At 42.4% G+C, this 23,174-nt stretch carries 20 protein-coding genes and 2 pseudogenes; 5 read left to right on the top strand and 17 right to left on the bottom strand.

The window, feature by feature from the left end:
* Positions 1-498: a hypothetical protein gene (locus BDD43_RS12750; RefSeq protein ID WP_121198026.1), complete on the top strand. Its 498-nt coding sequence runs from the start codon at positions 1-3 to the stop codon at positions 496-498.
* 202 nt (positions 499-700) lie between these two features.
* The gene (locus BDD43_RS12745) at positions 701-3,160 is read left to right on the top strand and encodes a bifunctional YncE family protein/alkaline phosphatase family protein (RefSeq protein WP_121198025.1); all 2,460 of its coding nucleotides are present in this window, start codon (positions 701-703) and stop codon (positions 3,158-3,160) included.
* Positions 3,161-3,578: 418 nt separating this feature from the next.
* On the opposite strand, the gene BDD43_RS12740 is transcribed toward BDD43_RS12745, so the two are convergent.
* From BDD43_RS12740 to BDD43_RS12730, 3 genes are all read right to left on the bottom strand, one after another.
* Positions 3,579-4,439: an OmpA/MotB family protein gene (locus tag BDD43_RS12740; RefSeq protein WP_121198024.1), complete on the bottom strand. Its 861-nt coding sequence runs from the start codon at positions 4,437-4,439 to the stop codon at positions 3,579-3,581.
* 379 nt (positions 4,440-4,818) lie between these two features.
* Entirely contained in the window at positions 4,819-5,556 is a 738-nt protein-coding gene (locus tag BDD43_RS12735) for a LytR/AlgR family response regulator transcription factor (RefSeq protein ID WP_121198023.1), read from the bottom strand.
* Positions 5,549-6,598: a sensor histidine kinase gene (locus BDD43_RS12730; protein ID WP_121198022.1), complete on the bottom strand. Its 1,050-nt coding sequence runs from the start codon at positions 6,596-6,598 to the stop codon at positions 5,549-5,551. Before BDD43_RS12730 ends, BDD43_RS12735 begins: the two co-directional genes overlap by 8 nt.
* A gap of 200 nt (positions 6,599-6,798) precedes the next feature.
* Between BDD43_RS12730 and BDD43_RS30590 the strand changes: the two are divergent.
* Positions 6,799-8,652, top strand: a pseudogene (locus BDD43_RS30590) (outer membrane beta-barrel protein); the annotation flags it as partial.
* A gap of 22 nt (positions 8,653-8,674) precedes the next feature.
* On the opposite strand, the gene BDD43_RS12715 reads toward BDD43_RS30590, so the two are convergent.
* The 7 genes from BDD43_RS12715 to BDD43_RS12690 form a co-directional block, all read right to left on the bottom strand.
* A complete protein-coding gene (locus tag BDD43_RS12715; RefSeq protein ID WP_121198019.1) occupies positions 8,675-9,952 on the bottom strand; it encodes a RagB/SusD family nutrient uptake outer membrane protein in 1,278 nt (425 codons plus the stop codon).
* A 4-nt stretch (positions 9,953-9,956) separates the two neighbouring features.
* Positions 9,957-13,256, bottom strand: a complete 3,300-nt coding sequence (locus BDD43_RS12710) for a SusC/RagA family TonB-linked outer membrane protein (RefSeq protein WP_162847062.1) — start codon at positions 13,254-13,256, stop codon at positions 9,957-9,959.
* Between the two features lie 230 nt (positions 13,257-13,486).
* Positions 13,487-14,650: a FecR family protein gene (locus tag BDD43_RS12705; RefSeq protein WP_121198017.1), complete on the bottom strand. Its 1,164-nt coding sequence runs from the start codon at positions 14,648-14,650 to the stop codon at positions 13,487-13,489.
* 136 nt (positions 14,651-14,786) lie between these two features.
* Positions 14,787-15,923: a glycoside hydrolase family 43 protein gene (locus BDD43_RS12700; RefSeq protein WP_262707451.1), complete on the bottom strand. Its 1,137-nt coding sequence runs from the start codon at positions 15,921-15,923 to the stop codon at positions 14,787-14,789.
* 92 nt (positions 15,924-16,015) lie between these two features.
* Positions 16,016-16,615, bottom strand: a complete 600-nt coding sequence (locus BDD43_RS12695) for a sigma-70 family RNA polymerase sigma factor (RefSeq protein WP_121198015.1) — start codon at positions 16,613-16,615, stop codon at positions 16,016-16,018.
* Between the two features lie 374 nt (positions 16,616-16,989).
* Positions 16,990-17,118: a hypothetical protein gene (locus tag BDD43_RS30800; protein ID WP_262707412.1), complete on the bottom strand. Its 129-nt coding sequence runs from the start codon at positions 17,116-17,118 to the stop codon at positions 16,990-16,992.
* Positions 17,119-17,167: 49 nt separating this feature from the next.
* Complete coding sequence (locus BDD43_RS12690; protein WP_121198014.1) at positions 17,168-17,419, bottom strand: NAD(P)-dependent oxidoreductase; 252 nt, start codon at positions 17,417-17,419, stop codon at positions 17,168-17,170.
* A gap of 17 nt (positions 17,420-17,436) precedes the next feature.
* Between BDD43_RS12690 and BDD43_RS12685 the strand changes: the two genes are divergently transcribed.
* Both BDD43_RS12685 and BDD43_RS12680 read left to right on the top strand, forming a co-directional pair.
* Entirely contained in the window at positions 17,437-17,835 is a 399-nt protein-coding gene (locus BDD43_RS12685) for a DUF4267 domain-containing protein (RefSeq protein ID WP_121198013.1), read from the top strand.
* Positions 17,836-17,844: 9 nt separating this feature from the next.
* Positions 17,845-18,150 (top strand): NIPSNAP family protein, encoded by a 306-nt coding sequence (locus tag BDD43_RS12680; protein WP_121198012.1) that lies wholly within the window; start codon positions 17,845-17,847, stop codon positions 18,148-18,150.
* 80 nt (positions 18,151-18,230) lie between these two features.
* Here BDD43_RS12680 and BDD43_RS12675 read toward each other — a convergent pair whose 3' ends face one another.
* The 7 genes and pseudogenes from BDD43_RS12675 to BDD43_RS12645 form a co-directional block, all read right to left on the bottom strand.
* Complete coding sequence (locus BDD43_RS12675; RefSeq protein WP_121198011.1) at positions 18,231-19,148, bottom strand: helix-turn-helix domain-containing protein; 918 nt, start codon at positions 19,146-19,148, stop codon at positions 18,231-18,233.
* Between the two features lie 7 nt (positions 19,149-19,155).
* The gene (locus tag BDD43_RS12670; protein WP_121198010.1) at positions 19,156-19,917 is read right to left on the bottom strand and encodes an SDR family NAD(P)-dependent oxidoreductase; all 762 of its coding nucleotides are present in this window, start codon (positions 19,915-19,917) and stop codon (positions 19,156-19,158) included.
* A 59-nt stretch (positions 19,918-19,976) separates the two neighbouring features.
* The gene (locus BDD43_RS12665; protein WP_121198009.1) at positions 19,977-20,900 is read right to left on the bottom strand and encodes a helix-turn-helix domain-containing protein; all 924 of its coding nucleotides are present in this window, start codon (positions 20,898-20,900) and stop codon (positions 19,977-19,979) included.
* A 12-nt stretch (positions 20,901-20,912) separates the two neighbouring features.
* On the bottom strand, positions 20,913-21,500 hold the full coding sequence (locus BDD43_RS12660; protein ID WP_121198008.1) for a Rossmann-fold NAD(P)-binding domain-containing protein: 588 nt from the start codon (positions 21,498-21,500) through the stop codon (positions 20,913-20,915).
* An 18-nt stretch (positions 21,501-21,518) separates the two neighbouring features.
* On the bottom strand, positions 21,519-21,752 hold the full coding sequence (locus tag BDD43_RS12655; protein ID WP_121198007.1) for a hypothetical protein: 234 nt from the start codon (positions 21,750-21,752) through the stop codon (positions 21,519-21,521).
* Complete coding sequence (traK, locus tag BDD43_RS12650; protein ID WP_121198006.1) at positions 21,749-22,372, bottom strand: conjugative transposon protein TraK; 624 nt, start codon at positions 22,370-22,372, stop codon at positions 21,749-21,751. The genes BDD43_RS12655 and traK overlap by 4 nt, the downstream gene beginning before the upstream one ends.
* Before the next feature lie 9 nt (positions 22,373-22,381).
* Positions 22,382-23,074 (bottom strand): annotated as a pseudogene (locus BDD43_RS12645) (conjugative transposon protein TraJ); the annotation flags it as partial.
* Between the last annotated feature and the right edge of the window lie 100 nt (positions 23,075-23,174).

Raw genomic sequence — 23,174 nt, 5'->3', positions numbered from 1 at the left:
ATGAACACCACCTACATATACAAAACCATTAAACGTATTAAAATTTGCATCTGGATAATAATTACCGGCCTGGCTTTGAGCGGCTTAACAGCTTTCCCGATAGAGACCGAACTTAGTTTATTAATTAAACACAGCACCGCCTACCCGGCTGTAATGCAAAACTGGTTAAACCAAATTTACCATGCCGTAAAAACAACAAACCAAACTTACCCCTACCTAAGTTACGGTACAGATTGGCTTGCTTTTGCACATTTAATGCTTGCCCTACTATTTATAGGGCCGTTAAAACAACCGCTCAAAAATAAATGGGTTATACAATTTGGTATGATAGCCTGTATTGCTATTTTTCCGCTGGCCTTTATTGCAGGTGGTATTAGGGGTATACCCCTATTTTGGCGACTTATAGATTGCTCTTTTGGGCTGCTTGGTATTATCCCGCTATTGATAGCCTCCATAATGATTAATAAACTGGAGAACACCATTTACAAAGGGCTATAAAAACACCTCCCGGCCACCGGTTAAAATTAAAGTGAATAACATGGACTCCGTTACGATGGTAATAATTGATTAACATCGTAATAACATTTCCTTTTTGTTGCACCTGTACTTTTGCGGCTATCTATTTGGCGTAAAATGCAGCAACCAGAGTATAGGTTGTATGGGGTTATTGCTATATTTATTCAATCCATTTCTCCAGGTTATGATGTTATTTAAAAAACTGACAGTTATAAAAAAGTTGCTATTAGTAGCAATGCTATCTGCCACTTGCTTTTTAGTAAAGGCACAAGTACCCGGTAAAATAGAAAAAACAAATCAGGTTTTATTGCCAAACGGTTGGAAACTTAGTCCTGCCGGTCGTGCTTTACCTTTGGGCGATTTACCTTTAAACATACAATTGTCCTTATCAGGCAGGTATTTGGCAGTTACCAACAATGGGCAAAGCACCCAATCGCTGCAACTCATTGATCCGAAAAACGAAAAACAACTTGACGAAATGGTAATGGGTAAAGCCTGGTATGGCCTGGCTTTCAGTCGCGACGAAAAGAAAATTTACGCATCGGGCGGTAACGATAATTGTATACTAACCTTTCAAATTCAAAACAACAAACTTGGTAAGCCCGATACTATAAAGTTGGGAGCGCCCTGGCCTAAAAATAAAATTTGCGCCACCGGTATTACGGTTAACAAAAGCGATAACCGTTTATATACCGTTACCAAGGAAGACAGCAGCTTATATGTGATAGACCCCATAAGCCGCCAAGTTTTAAAACAAGTTAAGCTGCCTGCCGAAGCATACAGTTGCGTGCTTTCGCCGGATGAAAAGATTTTATACATCTCCATTTGGGGCGGCGACGAAGTAGCTTGTTATAACACCATTACCAACGCTTTAACCTATATAAAAACCGGCAACCACCCTAATGAGCTAATTTTAAATAAAAAGGGTACCGTTTTGTTTGTTGCCAATGCAAACGACAATTCGGTTTCGGTTATTAATACCGTGACTGGTAACACTGTCGAATTAATTTCAACAGCATTATACCCAACCACCCTTACCGGATCAACTACTAACGGTTTAGCACTATCGGCAGACGAAAAAACACTTTACATAGCCAACGCCGATAATAATTGCCTTGCTGTGTTTGATGTATCAAAGCCGGGCAGCAGCCAAAGTTTGGGTTTTATACCTGTTGGCTGGTATCCTACAAACTTAAAAACACTGGGCAATAAAATTTTAGTTGCAAACGGTAAAGGTTTTACATCAATGGCTAACCCCAATGGACCAAAACCAATTAAAAAAACCGATAACAGTGGCTATAAAAAGGGCGCAACCAATACAAAAGAACAATACATTGGCGGCTTATTTAAAGGCACGCTATCAATAATAGACGCGCCTACGCCCCAGGACCTTAAAGCTTATACCAAACAGGTTTACCTTAACACTCCTTTTAACGACAAGATTGCAGCACTGGCGCCCGGCGAAGAAGGAAACCCGATACCAAGAACGAGAGATCAAAAATCGCCCATTAAGCACGTTTTTTATATTATTAAAGAAAACCGCACCTACGACCAGGTTTTAGGTGACATGGCCGAAGGAAACGGCGATACCAGCTTGTGTATTTTTGGTAAAAAAGTTACGCCAAACCACCACGCTATTGCAAGCGAGTTTGTGTTGCTCGATAATTTTTATGTTGATGCCGAAGTTAGTGCCGACGGCCATAACTGGAGTACTGCTGCCTACGCTACCGATTTTATTGAAAAAACCTGGCCAACAAGCTATGGCGGCCGTGGAGGTAACTATGACTCGGAAGGTACCCGTAAGATTGGCGACCCGCGCGATGGGTATATATGGGACTATTGCAAAAGAGCCGGCATTAGTTACCGCACCTACGGCGAATTTGTTGACGATGGCAAACCCAACATTAAGGCATTACAAGGGCACTTTTGCGAGCAATCGCCGGGCTTTGATCTCCAAATTAAAGATTTAAAACGTGAGGCAGTTTGGGCACATGATTTTGACTCCTTGCTTACAGCTAACGCTGTACCTCAGTTTAACACCATCCGTATATCAAACGACCATACAAGCGGGCAAAAAAAGGGTGCCATATCGCCTATTGCTGCCGTTGGCGATAATGATTTAGCTATCGGGCTTTTTATTGAACACCTCTCGAAGAGCCCGATATGGAAAGAATCGGTTGTGTTTATTTTAGAAGACGACGCGCAAAATGGGTCAGACCATGTGGATGCACACCGTTCACCCGTATTTGTGGCAGGGCCATACGTAAAGCGTAATGCTGCTATTCATCAAATGTATTCAACATCGGGCGTATTGCGCACCATCGAACTTATACTTGGGCTTCCGCCGATGAGCCAGTACGATGCATCTGCCGTACCCCTATTTGATTGCTTTACCAACAAGCCCGATTTTTCGCCATACATTGCAAAACCGGCACAGGTTAATTTGGAGCAACGGAATGTGGCCAGCAACGGCAGCAGTAAACGCTCACAATCTTTTAACCTAACTAAAGAAGATGCCGTGCCCGACCTGGTTTTAAACGAAGTAATCTGGAAATCGGTAAAGGGCGAAAATTCTGTTATGCCTGCCCCTCGTCGTAGTGCATTTGTTATTCTCGAAAAGAAAAAAAAGGATGATGACGATTAGCCATTCGTCCATATAGTTGTATTTGGCAAAACCATCACTAAACCAGAGGTATCAATTTATTTAAAACAAAATTTGAATGATTGAAGAAACCCGCATCCCCACGGCTATTTGATTAGGTTAAACAGATAACAAAACACATCTATATACCTTTGCAGTACAAAAAATGGTGATAGACGCCGAGTAGCAGTGCTTTAAGCAACATGATTGGCCGTTGCATTAAAGGGTATTGTTTGATAAAACGTATAAGAGACTATAAACTGAACAAAAAGTTGGTTGAGGTATTGGCATAAAAAAACAGCACGCAAAAACACAAATTAAATAGCGGCACGATTAAATATGCCGCTATTTAATTTGTGTTTTTACGTGCTTGCTTACTCTTATCAATATTTCGCGGACACGCGTATTTTCTAAATTAAAATTATTCTTTTGGAGCCGGTGGTTTGCCTATCAAATCCATAAACTGATCGAGTTTTGGAGTGATGATAATTTGCGTGCGCCTGTTTTGGGCCTTGCCACCATCGGTACCATTATCAGCAACAGGGTTATACTCGCCACGGCCACCAGCGGTTAAACGTTTAGGATCAACCCCATAGTTGTTTTGCAATGCCTGCACAACCGACGATGCCCTTAGCGCGCTCAAATCCCAGTTATTACGGATATTTACCTGCTTAATAGGCGCATTATCTGTATTACCTTCAATCAGCACATCATAGGCCTTATAATCGGTAATGATCTTAGCTATTTTAGCCAACGAAGCACCGGCCTTGTCGGATATTTCATAACTACCAGATTTATAAAGCATATTATCCGAAAGTGAAATATAAACCACTCCTTTAAGCACCTTTACATCAACATCTCTTGCTTCGTCGGATGTTAACGACCGGGTTAAATTATTGGTTAATACCATATTTAACGAGTCGCTGGTATTTTTAACGTTTACCAGATGTTGAATGTATTTGTTAGACGAGTTGATCTCATCAACTAGTTTAGATATATTGGTATTTCCTTGGCTTCCAGATGTTAAGCACTTATCCAAAGCCGATTGCAACGATGCCAAACTCGCTTTTTGTTGTGCAATTTGCTCTTCAAGGCTCGTAACCCTGCTCCTTGAACCCGAAAGTTCAGACTCGGTAGTTTGATATTTAGCTGTAAGATCGCGATTGGCAGTTTGCAAATTGCCATAATCACTTTGCAACTGGGTGTACTGTTTTTTACTTACACAACTTTGGGTTAAAACGGCTATTAACAGCACCAGGGGTGCTAACTTTAAGTATTTCATAGTTTATTATTTGTTTATCAAATATTTACAACAAGCAACAAACCTTAAACGGTAAAGTTTTTTATTTATTTTATGAGTTAATGATCAGAAATTTCATGCTTGTAAAACACGGATAAAACGCTGCAAAATATAGCTAAAGGAAACCAATGCTTTACCTCCAAAAAAAAGTAAAACAGCCTCGGTCAACAAAATAAAAGTAATACTTGCAGCTTATTCGCTTAGTTTTGAAAATGCGAAACAGGCTAATATAAATAGTTAGACTATTAAGAAGTATAGAATAAAACGATGTGTTGTATTGGCATTTTTCTTTAGCGCGGCCGCTTACAAACCATACTATTTTATAGCTTCTTTTATTTTTCCGGAAAAACGAATGGAGCTTTTAAAGAGCAATTGTTTTATTAGTTAAAACCGCAACTTTATCTTTATACGTGTCGCTAATAGGAATTAATTGCTGATTGATAGAGATTCTACTTCGCTCAATAAAATTAATTTTAGCCAAAGCTATAATATATGATTTGTGAACACGCACAAACAGGTTTGCAGGCAACAGTTCTTCCAGGCTTTTCAAACTTTGCTGTGTAACTGTCTGACCTGCCATTGTGTGAATAATTACGTAATCTCTTGCACCTTCCAGATAGTAAATTTCATCGAGATTGACTTTAACAATCCGGTAATCGCTTTTTATAAAAATATAATTTACCGTCACCGGCATCATCGTAACAATAGCTTCTTGCTTCTGTAGTATGCCGTAAAAATGCAGCTGTGCTTTTTCAACCGCTATCATAAATCGTTCTATTGTGATCGGTTTAAGTAGATAATCAATAACATGGTATTCATATCCGTCAAGTGCATATTCGCTGTAGGCTGTGGTAATAATTACCATACAGCGCCTTTGCAAAATCTTCATAAATTGGAGGCCATTTAATTCAGGCATTTGCATATCTAAAAACACAAGGTCAACCTCATCACTCTTGGCCAGGCCAAGTGCCATTAATCCATCAGATGTGCTTCCAATTAAATTTAGTCCGGGTATTTTGGCGATATAATCTGCCAACAACTCCAAAGCCAGTGGCTCATCGTCCACTACCATGCAATTGATTTTCCTGCCTTTATTCATGTATTTTAATACTAAGGTTAACCGTAAACAAATCTGCTGTTTCCTCTATATTTAATTGATGCTTAGCTTCATAAATTAACATTAAACGCTTTTTCACGTTATCAAGCCCGATACCACCCGCCTCATCTTTATTAAAATTACTCTTTTTATTAACTATCGTAAAATTTAACTGATCTTCCTCCACAGATAAATCTATCAGTAATGGTTGCTCCGTATCTTTCAGATCACCATGTTTAAACGCATTTTCAACAAAGGGAATGAGTACTAAGGGCGCTATAAGCAGCTTGCTATTAGGAGGAACATGGATATTGATTTGTTTTGCAGGTTCAAAATTATAACGCATCAGTTGCAGATCGATATAATTAAGTAAATACTGTACCTCTTTATTTAAGGGTACCAGTTCCACTTTTTCGTAAAGCATATAGCGTAATAATTCGGACAACTTGCTAATAGACGGCAAGGCTTTTGCCGAGCCCTGGTAAACCAGCGTGTAAACGTTATTGAGGCTGTTAAATAAAAAATGGGGATTGATCTGCGAACGCAAAAAAGACAGCTGGGCATTTCGGTTCTGCAACATCAATTCGCTTTCCTTTTTTTGATTGTAAACAGAATATTGTATAAAGAAAAACACTACGCCGAACCCACTGTAATAAATGTTAAAATAAATGTTATCCAAGAAATATCTTAAAGGCTGACGCATGTTTTCACTATAGTTGTGAAAGCCCCAAATACGATACACCAATACTTCCTGCACCAGATACCGGCAGACAATCATTATAGGTATGGCAAGCAGTAAGTATACCATCACAGATATACCTTTTAGCCTCCGTTTGTAAAAAAACTCAGTGAAATTAAAATAGGCAACAATGGCACCCAGCAAAAAGCAAAATATACTCGAAAACTCCGAAACTATCCCACGCTTATATTGCAAATACCTGTACATACCATACCCATTTAGATAATTATTTATCTGCCAGTTAAAATCAGTAAACAGGTAAAATGCAATAAAATATACAGACAGCAACAACAGCTTTGGCTTCATAACTCAAAAATAACTTATTGGCAGCTAATACAATTACATAATCCTCGTGACTTGGATGGTTGTCTGCAAACGGGCATTTTTCATCTGCAACCGCTTTGCAGATGAAAAATACGCCCTGGCAACGCTTTTTAACTCTTTTAAAGATTTTGTTCTTTTACTTTTTATCAGCGTAATACTTTCATGTCATCAATACGGATCACATGAAAAATATGTACTTTTTAAATTGCCTATTTAGCCTGCTATTGCTACCGGTATTGCTGTTGGCACAGCAGCAAAAGGAGGTTAAGGGTACCATCTATACAGAAACCGATATGCCGCTGGCCGGTGCTACGATCTCTGTATTCGACTATAAAAGCAACAAACGGATCGGTAGTACCACTTCCGATAGTACAGGAAATTTCAAAATAACGATCAACAATACAGAAGCTTATCTATATATTACCCATATCGGTTTTTTACCTTATAAGGTAAATATCATAAATACAGGGGCCGTGGTTGTTAAACTAAAACCGCAAACTCAGGATTTGAGTGAAGTAGTCATCAAGGCTCAAAAACCACTTATTGAGCAGCAGTTTGACCGTATGGTGGTTAATGTGGATGGAAGCCCTAAAGCTGGAATGAACGCTGCCGACATTTTAAAAAAGATACCAGGAGTAAATATTATTAACCAAAATGAGATTGTGCTGGAAGGCAAAGGCGTAACCATTAATATAGATGGTAAACCAACGCACTTAAATGGAAATGAGTTGATGAATTTGCTAAACAGTACACAGCCTACAGGTATTAGTAAGATAGAAGTTGTTTATAATCCATCGGCAAAGTTTGATGCACAGGGCAATGGCGGAATTATCAACATTAAAACCCTCAAACGCAACAAACCGGGTTATGATGCCTATTTAAGTTTGACTGCCGGGCACGGCTGGAAATATTTTTCAAACAATGATATTTCAGCGGGATTAAACTATCGAAGCGGTAACAATTATATTTTTGGCACTTACAGTTATGGCATTGGCAAACAATCGCAGGAAATACAAAAGAACACTTACCTTACCGACATTAACCAGCGTCTACTGGATTCTATCGCTTATGCCATCCCCTATCACAGTCAAAATATCCGGATGGGTTGGGATCATTATCTAAATAAAAATGATGTGATAGGCATGTTATTTACCGGATATGATAGTTATAGCATCCCCAATATTAACACACAAACCGGTATCTACAACTTAAAGGCCACAAACAAAGATTCTTCCCGGTATAGTGTTTCAACTGATCCAAGAAGGAGTATAGGAGGCAATGTTAATGTTAACTACAAGGTTGTGATTGACTCGGTAAAGCATCAGGAGATCAGCATGGATGCCGACGGTGGTATATTTAAATATAACAATGACAACAATTTGAGTTTGTTAGCTTTTAATGAACAGGGTATTGCTTCATCGCCTTTGCAGCAATTGCTACAGAGCGGCAACACGCTATCGCACATATACAGTTATAAAGCAGACTATTCACAAAAATATTATAAAGGTATATTAGAAGCAGGCATAAAAGCCAGTTATGTAAAAATAAATAATGAATTTGATGTACAAAGTGGTGTTGCTGGCCAGCCGCTTAATAATGAAGGAAATAATGACTTTATTTATCGGGAAGCCGTATTGGCAGGTTATGTAAGCACCAAGCAAACATTCGCCAAGTTTACTATTCAATTAGGTTTGAGAGCAGAACAGACTTATACTAATGGAAATTCTGTTACAGTTGACAGCATAGTTAAACGCAGTTATTTGAACATCTTTCCAAACGTGGTTGCCGGATATAAACTTAAAAACAGTTCCTTTTCGCTTTCTTATTCAAGGCGCATCGGCAGGCCGCCTTACAATTACCTTAACCCATTTTTTATCAACAACAGCGCCTACGCCGCCAATAATGGAAACCCTTATCTTAAACCTTCCTTTACAGACAATTACCGGCTAGGATATAATATAGGAAGCAAGTTCAATTTTTCTGTCACATATAGTAATGTTAAAGATGTGATCACCGATCTGAAATTGGTGAATGACCAAACTAAGGTTACCACCAACATTAAAGCCAACCTCGCGCATAACAACAATGAGGGCTGGTTGATGCAGTTGTATTACCGAGCCCCGCACGGCTGCGCACAATATTTAAATCGCTTTGGGCGCCTGCAATATTCCCTTGCTTAATGCGCGCTTCTGCCCTGATTAAATATTGTTCTGATAACCTTAAAACAACATCGTACTCGCTTGGCTTTAAATTGGGGTTGTAATCTTTATACTTAGCTCCATAATAATAGTCTGTGCCCTGATAATTAAACGTATTGATCCAATGGGTCTTTCTCAGGTCGCCGGACTCAAAACTGTTGATCAGGCCGGGCAACAGCACATACTCCGGGCCATATAAAGCTCCGTAAAGGCTGCTGGTTCCATAATAGGTTGCATCAGTTGTAACGGTATGGCCGGTTGACTTTTCGGGGTTAATGGCCCATATCGTTTCGGGGCTAGCCTTTAAAAATACATTGTCAATATTTCCCCCGGTTTGCAAACTGTACAGACTATTTGATATAACCGCCGAGGCCGCGCGTTCCGCGCCGGCATTGTCACCCGTAGCCATGTACGCCTTAGCCAATAATGCCGCAGCCGCGCCCTGGTTGGCCCTGTCGCGCCTGTTATTGTAGGAAGTATAGTCTACCGGAAGGTTTTTTTGCGCATCAACCAAATCGGCGATGATTTGTTTATACACGGTAGCAGTATCAGATCTACCCGCGGCTACGTTAGTTTTTACATCCGTAGTGGTAATGAGCGGCACCGGCCCAAAAAAATTGGTAAGGTAATAGTGGCTCAACGCACGCACAAATTCCGCCTCGCCGGTGTAGCGCAATTTTACCGCGTCACTCATCCCCTTGGAGGCTTGAATGTTTTCGATTATACTATTGGCCTGAAAAATTGTTGCGTACATGCCAGACCATAAATTTTGTATGTTACCATTATCAGGCGTTAAGGTATTCGTGCCAAAAGGCAAGTAAAAAGAAAAGGCATTGGTAGGGTCAGACTCATCTGCAGACAAGCTGCCCAGGTAGCCAATTGTTGTGTACGGAGAACTGCTATTTATAAGACTTGCGTAAAGCCCGGTCATAGCTGTTCCGGCACTGGCATCTGTTCCAAAAACCGCAGAAGGTACAGATTCGGTTTTTGGCGGATCAAGTTCTACCAGTTTTTTACAGCCGGTTGTCAACAGCGCGATCAACAGGTAAAGGAAAAAAAGCACCCTGTTTTTCACGTCTGAATTTGTGGATTTCTTGCTGCCGGAGCAAAGCAATCTATTTAAATGAGTTGTAGTCATGATATTAAAATGAAAATTGTAAACCTCCAACAAAAGCACGTAAAGGTGGTACCGCAACAGGACCGGTTTCGGGATCGATGCCCGGATAAGATTTTCCGCTAAGTGTAAATACGAAAAGGTTTTGCCCGCGCAGATAAACGTTGATTGCTCCTGCTCCAAGTTTTTTTGTAACCTGAGCAGGCAAATTGTAGGATAAGGACAAGTTGGTTAACCTGGCGTATGATATCTTGCTGAGCAAAGCGTCTGACTGTCGAAAGTTATTAAAGTCGGAAGAATAGCTCCTGGAAGAAAAAAGTTTAGATAAGCCCAGGGAACGCATTTGCGACACAATAGCCTCAGGTACATTGGATAAACCACCCGGAGGTGCCGACAGATAAGATAAAATACCTTGATCAACCGCTCCAACGGTATATTGAAAAAACACATTAAGCTGTAAGCCTTTATACCTGAAGGCATTCCCTAGACCGCCAGATAAATCCGGCGTGCTTTTTCCGGCGTAAAGCAGGTCGCCTATTCCCGTGTTGTAGCCCTGGCTTGTTGTTATTACACCGTCTTTATCAACGTCTTCATAAGTTGGTAATCCGTTGGCACCAATGCCGGTGTAGTGCAACAGATAAAGCGCTGAAAGAGGTTTACCTACAACATACGCCGAAGCAAAAATAGATTTGTCAAGTCCGGCGTATGACAAAAGCTTATTCGAAGCAAAGCCGGCATTAAAGGTACTTGACCAGGAAAAGTTAGCTGATTTTATATTATTACTAACTAAAGTAAATTCCCAGCCGGAATTTTCAACTTTTGCGTCAAAATTCTGCACGTAACTATTAAAACCAGTTTGCGTAGGCAATGGGGTTGGCAACAGCTGATTTGAAGTAACTCCACGATAATATGCTGCACTTAACAATACTTTATCCTGAAATAAGCCGATATCTAAACCGACATCAGTTTTATGTGTTGTTTCCCATTTATAATCAGGGTTTGCCAACCTTGCCGGGGATAAGCCATTAGCTCCTGAATAGTAATTATTTACGCTGCTGGAGTAAGTAGACAGGTAAGAGTAATTTTGCACACCATCACTGCCAATTGAACCATAACTGGCACGCAGCTTTCCAAAGCTAAACCAATCGGGTTTGTTTTTCAGCCAGCTTTCGTTTGTGAAAATCCATGCGCCGCTAACCGAACCGAAGTCACCATAAAGGTTATTTGGTCCAAATTTTGAAGAACCGTCACGCCTGAAATTAGCGTCTAAAACTATCCTTTTATCCCAAATATAATTTACACGACCAAGTAACGAAGCATAGCTGTAAGCGTTGTATCCGTTAAATATCTGGTAACTGGTAGCCAGGGAAAGGTTATTTAAGAACTGATCTGACGGAAAGCCGCTTGCACTGATCAAAAAAGGTTGTTCGTATACCGTTTTTTGTAATGTACCGCCTACAAACGCGGTTAGGGCCCCTTTGCCTACGGTTCTATGGTAGTTTAATTGTGGTTCTACCAGTAAGTTTTGGTTGTACGATTCAGTATAGGATGCAGAAGGCGTTGCATAAGCCAATTGGGAGGGATCAAACGATGTAGACGGCTGTAGGGAATTTTGATTTGACTGTGTTTTATTGTATCCTAAGTTTACCTGTGCATCTAAGCCCGGTAAAATGGAATACTGCAAGTTGATACTCGTACTCATGTTGGTCATCGCATTTTTGTAGCTCATATTAAGCTGCGATAAGGGATTAGCAATCCCTGGTATCCCGTTATACCAATATAGTTGGCCTGCGGCGTTGTACAATGGAAAATTAGGTGGTAAGGTAAAAACGTTTTGGTAAAAATTAATGTTTGCCAAATTACCGGTAGCATTGCCAATCAAAGCCGACACAGATGTTTTAAAACGCTGGTCGTCACTAGCGTAAGTTAAACCAAAATGAACCCCGTAATTGCTTGAAGAACGGTCATCATTAAAAATTGAACTCTCACGACCATAACTACCCGAAATGATAAATGTTGTTCCGCCTGAACCTCCTGAAAAGGACAAGTTTGAACTCAATGTATGGGACGGCTTCCCCAGCAAAAGCGATTTAAAATCGGTGGGAGTTGTTTGGCTCCACTGTGTAAGGTCCGGCGCGTTGCCAGCGGTGGGGGTCCTGCTATCGTTTGCAAACGCCTCTTTTCGCAGTGCCAGGTAATCAGTCAGGTTAAGTACCGGTAAAGATGAAGGTACATAGCTATAGCCGGTATTTGCCCCCACAGACATATTTGCTTTACCAGCTTTTCCTTTTTTTGTGGTGATCAGAATGACGCCGTTAGCGCCTCTTGATCCGTAGATACCGGTAGCACTTGCATCTTTTAATACTTCAATGCTCTCGATATCATTGGGGTTGATGGTAGCTAAAGGGCTGCCATTACCATTTGGACCAATTAGATAGTTATAGTTCCCATTCTTATCAGCGTTTGATGATTGCTGATTAATAGCCGACGCAGGAAATGGCACACCGTCAACAATAAACAACGGCACATTTTTGACAACATTGGTAGAGTTTGGGATACCGGCATTGGGGTTTATGGAGCTTTGCCCACGAATCTGCACATCAATGTCTGAACCCGGCAAACCGCTTGTTTGCCTTATTGTTAACCCGGCAACACGCCCTTCAAGTGCTTGCAGAACATTGGTTACGGGCTGGTTAGCGATGTCGCTTGCTGGTATCTTAGCAGAGGAGCCCGTACTGTATCGTTGACTGGTAGTTTGTCCATAACCTAATACTTGAACTTCATCCAATTTATTAGTGTTAATTTTAAGAGTTACAGTACCCAAATTACGGGTTATAGGCACTGATAACTCTTGGGTAATATACCCCGTATAAGATATGCGCACCGTGGCATCAGCCGGCACACCAGCCATGGTGAAGTAACCGCGGTTATTGGTAAGCACCACTTTTTGCAGGCCAACAATTACAACGTTAGCACCCGGCAGTGTTTCGCCATCCTCACCTACAATAATTCCCGAAAGCTCATCTGACCTGGAGATGTTGTTTAACTTTGCAGGATCAGTTGTCCCGCGTGTAATAACTATGGTTTTGTCATAGATAAAATATTGCAGGCTCACCTTGGGTAAGCACGAGGAAAGCACAGTCCTGATATCCGCATTTTTAAAATCGGCATCTACAAAAATGTTAGCCAAATCTATCTGCCCTGTTACAAACACGTAACCGGTTTGGTTTTTGATAGTTTTTAAAACTTTTGATAACGGAGCGTGTTTAAATTTTAGCGTAATGTTGTTATCCGTTTGGGCGTGCGCAGTATTGAAAACTAAGATCAATAATAACGTTATTATTGAAAGCGTGAAAACGGGCCTTTGAAGTCGTTTAATGGAGATTTTACGAAAAAAAAGAGCAAAAGAATTATATTTCATTAATTTTGCTATTAATGGGTTAATAAATTAATTACTTGATGATTTCCCAAAAGGGATGCATTAATCCGCCTTAGCCGTAAAGATAGTTCAGTATCTTTGCGGTTTTTTCAGTATTAATGAGAGAGTTTAATGAATCTTTAGTCTATTTTTTCCATATCATGCGGGTTGGGTTTAACAATCAGTTTATTTCCTTCAATTTTAAAATTCACATTTAATCTACCCAGGATCGCAAACAATTGCGAGGCCTTTACATCACGATAGATATCACCGTTGATCGTTATATCTGGCACTTTACCTTCGTATTCGACTTTGAGATCATACCAGCGGGCAATTTGCCGTAAGGCACTATTTAGTGGGGCATGCTCAAAATGGAACAATCCATTTTTCCAGGCCATCGCCATTTCTATGTCAGCCTGTACTACTTTAATGTTATCGCCACCCGCCTTAATAACTGCCTGCTCACCAGGATGCAGCAATTCGCTATGTGCATTATTACTAATGCTTGCACTGCCTTCAACAAGTGTTACCGCCATCACTGGTTCGTCCGTGTAACTATTGATATTAAAAGCGGTACCGATGTCGTTAACAGACTGCCCGTTAACCACTACTTTAAAAGGCATTTTCACGTTATGTACAACTTCAAAGTAGGCTTCGCCGGAAAGTTTTACAATTCGCTCCCTTCCTGAAAATGCGATAGGATATTGCAAGGTTGAACCTGCGTTCATCCATACTTTTGTTCCATCCGGGAGTATAACGTGGAACTGCCTGCCATTGGGAGTCGTCAAGGTATTATAAGCAATTGAAGACGGTGAAACAGTACCTTTGTTATAAACGATGGCACTATCACTTGAGATTTGAATATGGTTGACCGATTGGAGCGACTGGATTCCCGATCCGGATTTTCCAAGTACTACATGCTGGCCGTTGGCTAAGGTAAGAATTGCGCCGCTTGTGCCTGGCAAAGCATCTGTTTTAACATTTGCCGACTGATAGGCTGCCTGCTTTTGAGAATGTAAATAGAAAAAAGATCCGGCAGCCGCGAACAGTAAGATGGAGGCCGCGGCAACGTAACGCGGCCACCGCCTGATAACTACAGGTCGCCGCTTGAGTCCGATATTTTGCTCAATAACGTCAAACATCTCCGCCTTTAGGTTGCCTTCCTCGTCCGGATGCTCAGCGTCCCATTCATACGGTTTTAATTGTTCAAGCCGAAACCAATTGTTAAGCAATTCTCTTTCCTGGTGGGTAGCGGAGCCATCCAGGTATTTAGCAACAAGTTCATCTAAGTTTTCAGGGCGCATATTTACAGCAACTTTACTGTATGTACCAAAATGGCGGGTGCAACCCTTGCTCAGGTTAAAATAATTTTAATTTTTTGTAATCTTATTAGTTACGCCAGTATATCATACATTTTATTCATGCGTGAAATATGTATAATCACTTGATGGTATACCTGACAGTCTGTTCTGTCCAGGTCGGCTTTCCGATCGTGAATATGCCATTCCTAAAGTATAAGGGCTCTATACCCATCTGCGGTTTAGGCTCTGCCATTTCGTTCACCGACGGAAATTTTTGCCCTTTATAAAAAACATAGTGACAGGAACTCCACAGTTTACCATCCGGCCCCTCAAATATGGCATTATGGCCTGTTTCGCAATAAGGGTCCGGCGTATCTTCAAAATCTCCGGCAACTTTAGCAATTTCTCCTCTGTAAGCTTTTTTTCGTGTTCCAAATATCGGTTCGGGCGATGCCAGCACCCAGGGTCCTAATGGAGATCTGGATTTTAGCAAGCCTACTTCGTAGCCCCTTGTCCAGGTAGAAAAGAACATATAATAGACACCTTCACGCTTCAGTACGAACGGCCCTTCGATACCGCCCCACATCCAGCGAGGATTAATGCTTTCGCGGGCGGTACGGAATTTTTGCAGCTCCCCGATGATCTTCCCTTTCTCCAGGTCGAGCTTGGCCTGGAAAAGCCCGTTGCCGCTGCAATACAGATACACCTGCCCATCCGTATCTTCAAATAAGGTGGCATCATTGTTATATTGCGGCGTTAACGGGCCATTCACCAGTTTATAGGGGCCTGTGACCTTTTGCGCACTGAATAGCCAGATACTGTGATTGGCCATCCCTTTCGGATCTTGCGGCGTTACTTTGCCACTATTAACGATAAGCCAGAACTTTCCTTTAATATAGTGGATCTCGGGTGCCCAAAAACGTCCGTTGTATGGGCAGTCGGGCGGAAGCTTTGATGCATCGATCAGCCAGGAGTCCTGCTTCCAATGGATCATATCGTCAGAAACTAACAGGCGCACACCAGGATTAGGCCCCGTCCATACCGGCAAAGAAGTGCCGGTACAGTACCACTTTTTTCCAACCCGGATGATTGCATGATCGCGCATTGAAATCGTTGTATCCTGGATGATCGGATTTTTATATTTAAATACGTGAGTTCCGGGAGATATTAACCCGGAAGTGTTACTTTTTACATAGGCAGGTCGCTCTCCCCCGGTTACTTCCTGCGCTTTGAGAGCGGCATTAAAGTTCAAGCATAGAATGAAAAGCAAGAGCACCTTAGGCCAGGTGCTGTTTAATAATCTCGGTGTGAATTTCAAAACTTAGTTACTATGAATGTAATTGGATAGTTACTTACTTTGAAGTAATGTTATCTGAATAAATGCCATGTTGCTGATGTGGTTAATAAAGATAGCATTCCGGAAGTTTTGAGATTTGCGCGGATCAGTTTTAATCCCTTTGTAAGGTGGCCTTCCACTGTTTTTTCGGCTATGTTAAGCTCTTCTGCGATCTGAGCATTACTCCAGTCACGTATACGGCTGTAATTAACCACCACGGCGCACTTTTCAGGCAGTGCTTCTAACAATCCGGCCAAGTATTCTTTAATGAATAAATCTTCAATTTTATCATCTACGGTAGCTAATTGTAAATCACCAATTTCAGCTAATTCGATATGTCGGTATCTTCGTTGCCTTTCAATTTGCTTAAAAACTGAAAATTTTACTGCGGTTGCAAGGTAACTGCCCGCATTCCGTACTTCAATATCTGTACGGCGGTTCCATAAACTAATGAATACTTCCTGAACAATTTCCTTGGCAGAAGACTTATCGCGTAAGAGATTATAGGCAATAGCGAGTAACTTATTCCAGTAGCGATCATAAAGCGTGGTAAAAGCCGAATGGTTACCTTCTAGCCGGATCATTTCCAGCAGAACTTCATCACTACAACTTTGTAACACATCCGTTTGCATTGATCATCAATAGTTTTCCAAAGATAAATGTAGTGAAATTTTCAAATAATCAAGTAATTGTTCCTTTTTTAACGATTTCTCAGAGCTTTAAAGCCATTTTCTATTGATTTTGCTACTGTAAATTCACGATCTGTTCATTTAATCGTTTTGCAGGAATGATTTTTCGTAAAAAAATAAACAGATTGCCTTCTTTTTAAATTAAAGAACGATATGGTTATCGTAAAAAGTAAGATAATATCCTTGGATATTCCTTTTTATTATAAGGTTAAATTCTCTTTCACCGGCGATTCAGCGTACAAAATGTTTTGATTTGAAAACACATTCATCTAAACTACTTCAAAATAATATACACGATTTGAGCAAAACGAAATAACTTACATGGACATCATTTGTCCGGATAGCGCATCCTCATTCGCTGGCGTTTGCGCCCCACTTTCCTCTGTTCCGGTTGAATTTTCAGCAGTTTTCCGCTCTTTTAAGATACCTATTTCGGTATCAATCAAGCTTTGAATATCATCAAATCCTTATTCATTGTCGGGTAAATGTCCGATGCTAAAACTGTTGGTTTAAAAATCGCTTGTTTTTGATTTCGTCAGCCAGAGCAGCAGCATAATCTTCATAAGAAATTTTGCTGCCACCATGCACGTCAAAAACCATATTAGTGGTTCCGCGCCTGTATTCACCCGTGCGCTCACCTGGTTCTATATGATTGGCCGAGTCCGTAAAAGAATTCCCACACAAAATTAATTTGTTAACCCAGGTGCATGAACGCCCGCTGCCGCAGAGATAATTTTGTATCAACATTTAAAAACAAAATAATCATGACAACGAAAATCTCTTATGCAATCGCATTTGTACTAGGCATGGGAATGGTGTTCCTGGGAGCCCGCTTTTTTTTCTCTCCTGAAGTCGCAACAGCCGCATTCGGCATCCGCTTTAATGCCAATGGAGATTACTCCTTTCATCACATCAAAGGTATCCGGGATATATTTTCCGGGATATTGTTATGCGCTTTGGTGTTGATGAAAGAACGCCGGGCTCTGGGCGTGATGTTATTTGTGGCAACGATCATCCCGGTTTCCGATATGATTACTGTATTAAGCAAAAGTTATACCAGTGTGCAACAAGCGGCGCCACATATCGTAGCGACCCTGATTTGCTCAGTGGTTGGCATCCTTTTATTGTCCGCTAAACCTTCAATCAAAGAACCATCAAAATAAATCAACATCATGGAACAGTTAAGAATTTATACCCTTGCTGACAAGGAAACTGCAGCACATTATTTTAAAGACCATTGGTCTAAGCACCGGATCAACCTTCCCAGGTTCGGATTTGAAGTCAAAGGTGTTTGGATCGGCAATACGCCCGGGGGAGCAAACCAGGTCGTAGCCCTTGTATCTTTTCCGGACAATGCTGACGTAGACGGGATGACCGAACGCTATATGAAAAGCGCTGAATTTGCAGACGATACAGCAGGCTTTGATAGAAGCAAAATCATTCATGTAGAAACTTTAATATTAAGGTCTGCAAACTAAACTGATTTTGCTGCACGCCGTTTTTTATCGTACTTAATTTAAAGTCATGATAGTTAGCTTATCGCTCATATTCTTTTTAATTAATTGAAAGACTTCCTAAATTCCAGTGGCGAAAGGCTGGTCTTTGATTTAAATAAAGTACTAAAGGATTGGGGATGTTCAAAGCCCAATTGATAGGCTACTTCGCTAATTGATAAGTTGGTGGTGGATAACTTTTCTTTCGCTTTGTCAATGAGCTTCAGATGGATGTGCTGTTGAGCATTTAACCCGGTCAGGGAACGGAGCATATCGCTTAAATAATGCGGCGAAAGATTGAGCTCGCAGGCCAGGTATTGTACCGTTGGAATTCCCTTATCCGCTGCTTTGTGCTCGAAATAGGCGTTCAATATTTCTTCCAGTTTCTGTAAAAGGTCATGATTGACCGCTTTGCGGGTAAGAAATTGGCGCTGGTAGAAACGGTCGGCGTAGTTTAAAAATAGCTCGAGCTGGGAAATAAGAACGTCCTGGCTGAGCCTGTCGATCCGGCTATTGAGTTCCTCATCGATCAGTTGGGCCATGGATAAAACGGTCGCCTTTTCCTGGTCGGATAGATGCAATACTTCCGTTGCCGAATAGGAAAAGAAATTATACTGATGAATCTTTTTGGCTAAGGGATAGTTCTGCAAAAGGTCGGGATGAACGAATAGCGTAAAGCCGCTAAAGTCCAGGTTCTGATCGCTCGTTCCGGTTAGCTGGTTCGGTGCCAGGAAGAACAGACCACCCTCGTCAAAATCATAATAATGCTGCCCGTACCTGAATTTACCTTTCAGGTTGGGTTTATAGGAGATCTTATAAAAGGCCAGCATGAACTGTTTACAGGTGCTGTCCGGGATCCGAATTTTGCCATCGGTGTTATAGACTAAGCTGATCAGCGGGTGCACGGGCTTTGGAAGGCCCAGCACCCGGTGAAATTCCGACAGCGATTCAAATTTATAAGTAGTGTCCGTTTCCTTTTTCATTTGATTGTTACCAGGGTATTTCCGTGTTTTCCCAGCTGGTAAAGGTACCACTCGGATCGTTAGGTCCATAAAGGCAGACCCTTACCACTTCGCGTGAACCATCTTCAACAGATTCGGTGCCTTCGAAGCCATTCAGGGCGGTGCTGGTGAAAGCAGGCGATACTAAGTTAAGCTTTATACCGGTGCCTTCCAACTCGATCATCATCGCCAGTGACATGGCGTTAAGCCCGGTTTTGGAGGCGGCATATACGGGGCCATAGAAAGCCCGGTAAGGGAATGCAGGGTCGGCATTTGAAGCCAGTGAACCCACACCGCTGGATACGTTGACGATTCGAGCGCCTTCAGACTTTTTCAGCAGCGGCAGCATGGCCTGGTAAACGGCTAACACACCGAACACATTGGTTTCCCATACGGAGCGCACTTCATCTAGGGAGGCGGTACTTGCTTTGCTGATCTGTGCATATTCCGCCAGGCTTAAATTGCCTTTATTAGTGTTAGATATCGCGGCATTGTTAACCAGCAAGTCAAGCCTGCCGAATTCCTTTTCTATGCGTTCTGCTGCAGCATTTATTGAAGCCTGATCTGTTACGTCGATCTGGATGGCGATCGCGCCATTCCCGATTTCTTTGGCGGCTGTTTCGCCTTTTTCAAAATTGCGTGAACCCAGTAAAACCGTGACGCCAGCCTTAACTAATTCTTTGGCGACCTGCAGGCCGACGCCCTGGTTAGCCCCGGTGACGAGGGCGATCCGTTTGTGTTGATTTTTCATAACACAAAGATCAGGCACCGCTTCCGGCGATTTATAAGCTAATTGCGGATTTTCGTAGGCTAATTGAAGGAATGCCTGAACTCCATCGGCGAGAGATTGGTCTTGGTCTTGAAAAGCTTGCTGAACGACTGCAGGTGCTCAAATCCGAGTTCGTAAGCGATCTCACTGACGGTGAGATTTGTTGTTGAAAGCTTTTCCTTGGCCAGTTCGATCAGCTTATTGTGCAGATGTTGTTGCGTATTCTGCCCGGTCAGGGATTTTAGCAGACCACTGAGGTAGCCGGGCGAGATATTTAAATTCTCGGCGATGTAAGTAACGCTGGGCAACCCTTTTTGCGCAAGCGAGCCGCTATTAAAGTAATTAGTAAGCATATCTTCCAGTTTGATCAGGATTTCGTGACTGGCGATCTTGCGGGTGATAAACTGACGCTGATAGAATCTTTCGGAATAGGTTAGCAAGAGTTCCAGCTGGGCAATGATCACGCTTTGACTAAACCGGTCGATATTGGCATGGTATTCCTGCTCGATATTTTGCGTGATGGTCGTGAGCATCGTTTCTTCCTTGTCAGATAGGTACAGCGCTTCATAAACTGAGTAGCTGAAGAACTCGTACTGTTTAATAGTTTTAGCCAGCGGCGTATTCCACAAAAAATCAGGGTGGATCAGGATGATCCACCCTTCGGGCCGGTGCAGTACGCTGCCTTTTTCAATGTCCATACCAAAAACCTGACCGGGCGACATAAAGAACAACACACCTTCATCAAAATCGCTGGCCTGCTGGCCATATTTGAATTTGGCGTTCTTCATCCTTTTCAGTGAGATCGAATAAAAATCATAGGTTAAACTGAATGAATTTTGTGCCAAGGGCCTGTTAAAGTCATCCATATGCACCACACTGATCAATGGGTGTGCAGGATTAGGTAGGCCCGCCGCCCGGTGATATTCGGTGATCGTCTGGAAACGGAATAGCTGGTGGTTGTTCATAACACAAGATACTTATTTTTGGTGATAGACTGCGGCGAACTCCTGAGCGAAATCAGCAAGTTTAACCTTGCCCATTTTGGGATTATTTTGATGAAAGTTTTCCAGCGTCTTGCCGCTGTGCATCGCCGCCTGCATTTCCACCAATGTTTCCGCCAGCTTTTCAGGTACTTTGGCCATTTTTAATCCCTGCAGCATTTCCTTGTCCGAAAGCAACGCCCATTTTAACCATGGCTTGCCCACCGCGCTGCCAATTATCCTGGCAGCTTCGTTACAGGTCATTTCTTCGCTGCCCACGTAACGGATGGTTTTTTCTTTCGGTTGTAATAGCAGCTCCTCAGCAACCGCATCGGCGATATCCTTTGGCGACACAAAAACGATCCGGTCATCTCCACCATAATTCCCCATTAGCAAACCGGTTTTGCCGGTAAGCAAGGCCCAAAGGCCGGAGTAGCGTAGAGTCAGGAATTTACCAGCTGTGCCTTGCACAGCGACAACCTGCTGGCCTCCCCCCAGGGCGTAAAACGCCAGTGCCAGGAAAGGCAGGATGATGAACGGTAGTATAAGCAGCATCTTGCGCTTATCCATTTTTTTCTTTGTCATTTGAAATAGTTTTAAAGGTTAATGATTCAGTGAATTAAAGTCCTGTATCAGCAGGTACAGGCAATAACTGCCAAAGGTGGCGCAGAACAAAATCAACAGGATAAGCCAGCGTTTGCCCGATATTCCAGCCGTCCGGCTGTTCAGGTAATCCGCCGCCTGCCGCTGTTTTTGTAAAATGGCACCTGCGATCCGGCCTGCGCGCTGTTCCTGACGAGGGCTTAATGCCTTTGGTTTTCTTTTAAATATCCTCATGGCTGTTGCGCATTAGTCGCATCGCTGTTTTCCAGTATTTGCCATTGCTGGATCAGAAAGCCATGCGGGTTATCGTCCGTTTTATCGCCCAGGTCACGTATCACGCCCTGGGTAACCAGTTTGCGGATAACCGTATTGCTTGCCCTGACCAGTTTCTCGGTGGCGTAACAGGTGAACCGGTACGGCGCGGTATTGATATCCAGTTTGATGCTGTCAATTTCCACTTCCTGGGAGATATTGGCAGAGATCAGGTTATTGTAATAGCCAGACTCCACGAGGTTATCATATTGCTTTTTAGCGGAATTGTCAGCCAAGTAGAGTGCTTTGCTGATCTTCTTTTTGATCTCCTTATCATCTGGGCTCTGGTCAAAGAAATAATGATGAAAGTCCTTAATGTGGTCACGCAGTTCAACCGGAAGATTGGCCTTACGTGTCGAGGCAAATGCCTCGAACACCTTGCCATTGTACAGGATATGCACCCGCTGCTGCGCTTCAGTAACGGCCTTGTAGGTCACAAACGACCATAGGCCACAGATCAGCACATTAGCCGCGATCAGCACCAGGCTAAACCGCTTGATGTGCTGAAAAGCCGTGTCGATATTTTTGAGTTGTTTAAACATAATGTGTGTTTATGATTTACCGGATATCTTGTCTTTGAAATAGTCGTTATCGTCGGACTGGTCGCCGCTATTGAGCCTGCGGTAGATATTGCCCATGGCATCAGCCGCCATTCCTGCGCCGGTCTGTGCCGTAGAAGCAGCGGCACTGGTGCCGCCAACCACTAGCGTGTTGACCTTTTGCAGCATCGCGTTGCCTCCGCCAGCATGGACAATGTAATTGGCCACGTTGGGTACGGTGAAATAACCGACGATGCCAATCACGAGAAATACCAAATAAGCCGTATCGCTGGTTGAAAAGAAAGTATCACCAGCTTGCCCGATCTGGTTGATATCGATTTTGAGCATATTTTGCTGTATCTTACCCAGTATGGCGCCGAAGATATTAGCGACAGGCAGCCACATAAAGATGTTGACGTACCGCGCCATCCAGACCGTGAGCGTATGCTGAAAGCCGTCGTAAACGGCAAAGCCAAATACCAGCGGCCCGAGGATCGCCAGTACGATCAGGTAAAAGGTGCGGATGGTATTAATGCACAAAGCCGCTGCTGCAAACAAAACCTGTAACACTTCGCTCATCCATTCCTTGATCGAATTGCGGAAATTATAACTGGCCTTATCCATGTAGAATTTTACGTCATTGCCCAGGCCTTCAAACATGCCTTCCTTTTCCCGGTTCGGATCTTCAGGATGCGTGTACTTGTAGGATAAGTACCCAGCGCCTTGCCACATTAACTGTGGTAGGTTTCCAAGAACTCTCCCCCGAACCGCACGTACCTGTCTCCAGGTATACGGCTCTCCGTAC

Origin of the sequence: Mucilaginibacter gracilis (assembly GCF_003633615.1) — a bacterium.
GTDB lineage: Bacteria > Bacteroidota > Bacteroidia > Sphingobacteriales > Sphingobacteriaceae > Mucilaginibacter > Mucilaginibacter gracilis.
Note: the sequence above shows the minus strand (reverse complement) of the source record. Positions and strands in the feature narration are given on the sequence as shown.

Coding starts and splice junctions, on each gene's coding strand:
- BDD43_RS12685 (WP_121198013.1), top strand. CDS start 17,437: ATGACAACGAAAATCTCTTATGCAATCGCATTTGTACTAGGCATGGGA.
- BDD43_RS12680 (WP_121198012.1), top strand. CDS start 17,845: ATGGAACAGTTAAGAATTTATACCCTTGCTGACAAGGAAACTGCAGCA.
- BDD43_RS12670 (WP_121198010.1), bottom strand. CDS start 19,917: ATGAAAAATCAACACAAACGGATCGCCCTCGTCACCGGGGCTAACCAG.
- BDD43_RS12750 (WP_121198026.1), top strand. CDS start 1: ATGAACACCACCTACATATACAAAACCATTAAACGTATTAAAATTTGC.
- BDD43_RS12715 (WP_121198019.1), bottom strand. CDS start 9,952: ATGACTACAACTCATTTAAATAGATTGCTTTGCTCCGGCAGCAAGAAA.
- BDD43_RS12660 (WP_121198008.1), bottom strand. CDS start 21,500: ATGACAAAGAAAAAAATGGATAAGCGCAAGATGCTGCTTATACTACCG.
- BDD43_RS12730 (WP_121198022.1), bottom strand. CDS start 6,598: ATGAAGCCAAAGCTGTTGTTGCTGTCTGTATATTTTATTGCATTTTAC.
- BDD43_RS12695 (WP_121198015.1), bottom strand. CDS start 16,615: ATGCAAACGGATGTGTTACAAAGTTGTAGTGATGAAGTTCTGCTGGAA.
- BDD43_RS12740 (WP_121198024.1), bottom strand. CDS start 4,439: ATGAAATACTTAAAGTTAGCACCCCTGGTGCTGTTAATAGCCGTTTTA.
- BDD43_RS12745 (WP_121198025.1), top strand. CDS start 701: ATGATGTTATTTAAAAAACTGACAGTTATAAAAAAGTTGCTATTAGTA.
- BDD43_RS12655 (WP_121198007.1), bottom strand. CDS start 21,752: ATGAGGATATTTAAAAGAAAACCAAAGGCATTAAGCCCTCGTCAGGAA.
- BDD43_RS12690 (WP_121198014.1), bottom strand. CDS start 17,419: ATGTTGATACAAAATTATCTCTGCGGCAGCGGGCGTTCATGCACCTGG.
- BDD43_RS12735 (WP_121198023.1), bottom strand. CDS start 5,556: ATGAATAAAGGCAGGAAAATCAATTGCATGGTAGTGGACGATGAGCCA.
- BDD43_RS12665 (WP_121198009.1), bottom strand. CDS start 20,900: ATGAACAACCACCAGCTATTCCGTTTCCAGACGATCACCGAATATCAC.
- BDD43_RS12675 (WP_121198011.1), bottom strand. CDS start 19,148: ATGAAAAAGGAAACGGACACTACTTATAAATTTGAATCGCTGTCGGAA.
- BDD43_RS12705 (WP_121198017.1), bottom strand. CDS start 14,650: ATGCGCCCTGAAAACTTAGATGAACTTGTTGCTAAATACCTGGATGGC.
- traK (WP_121198006.1), bottom strand. CDS start 22,372: ATGTTTAAACAACTCAAAAATATCGACACGGCTTTTCAGCACATCAAG.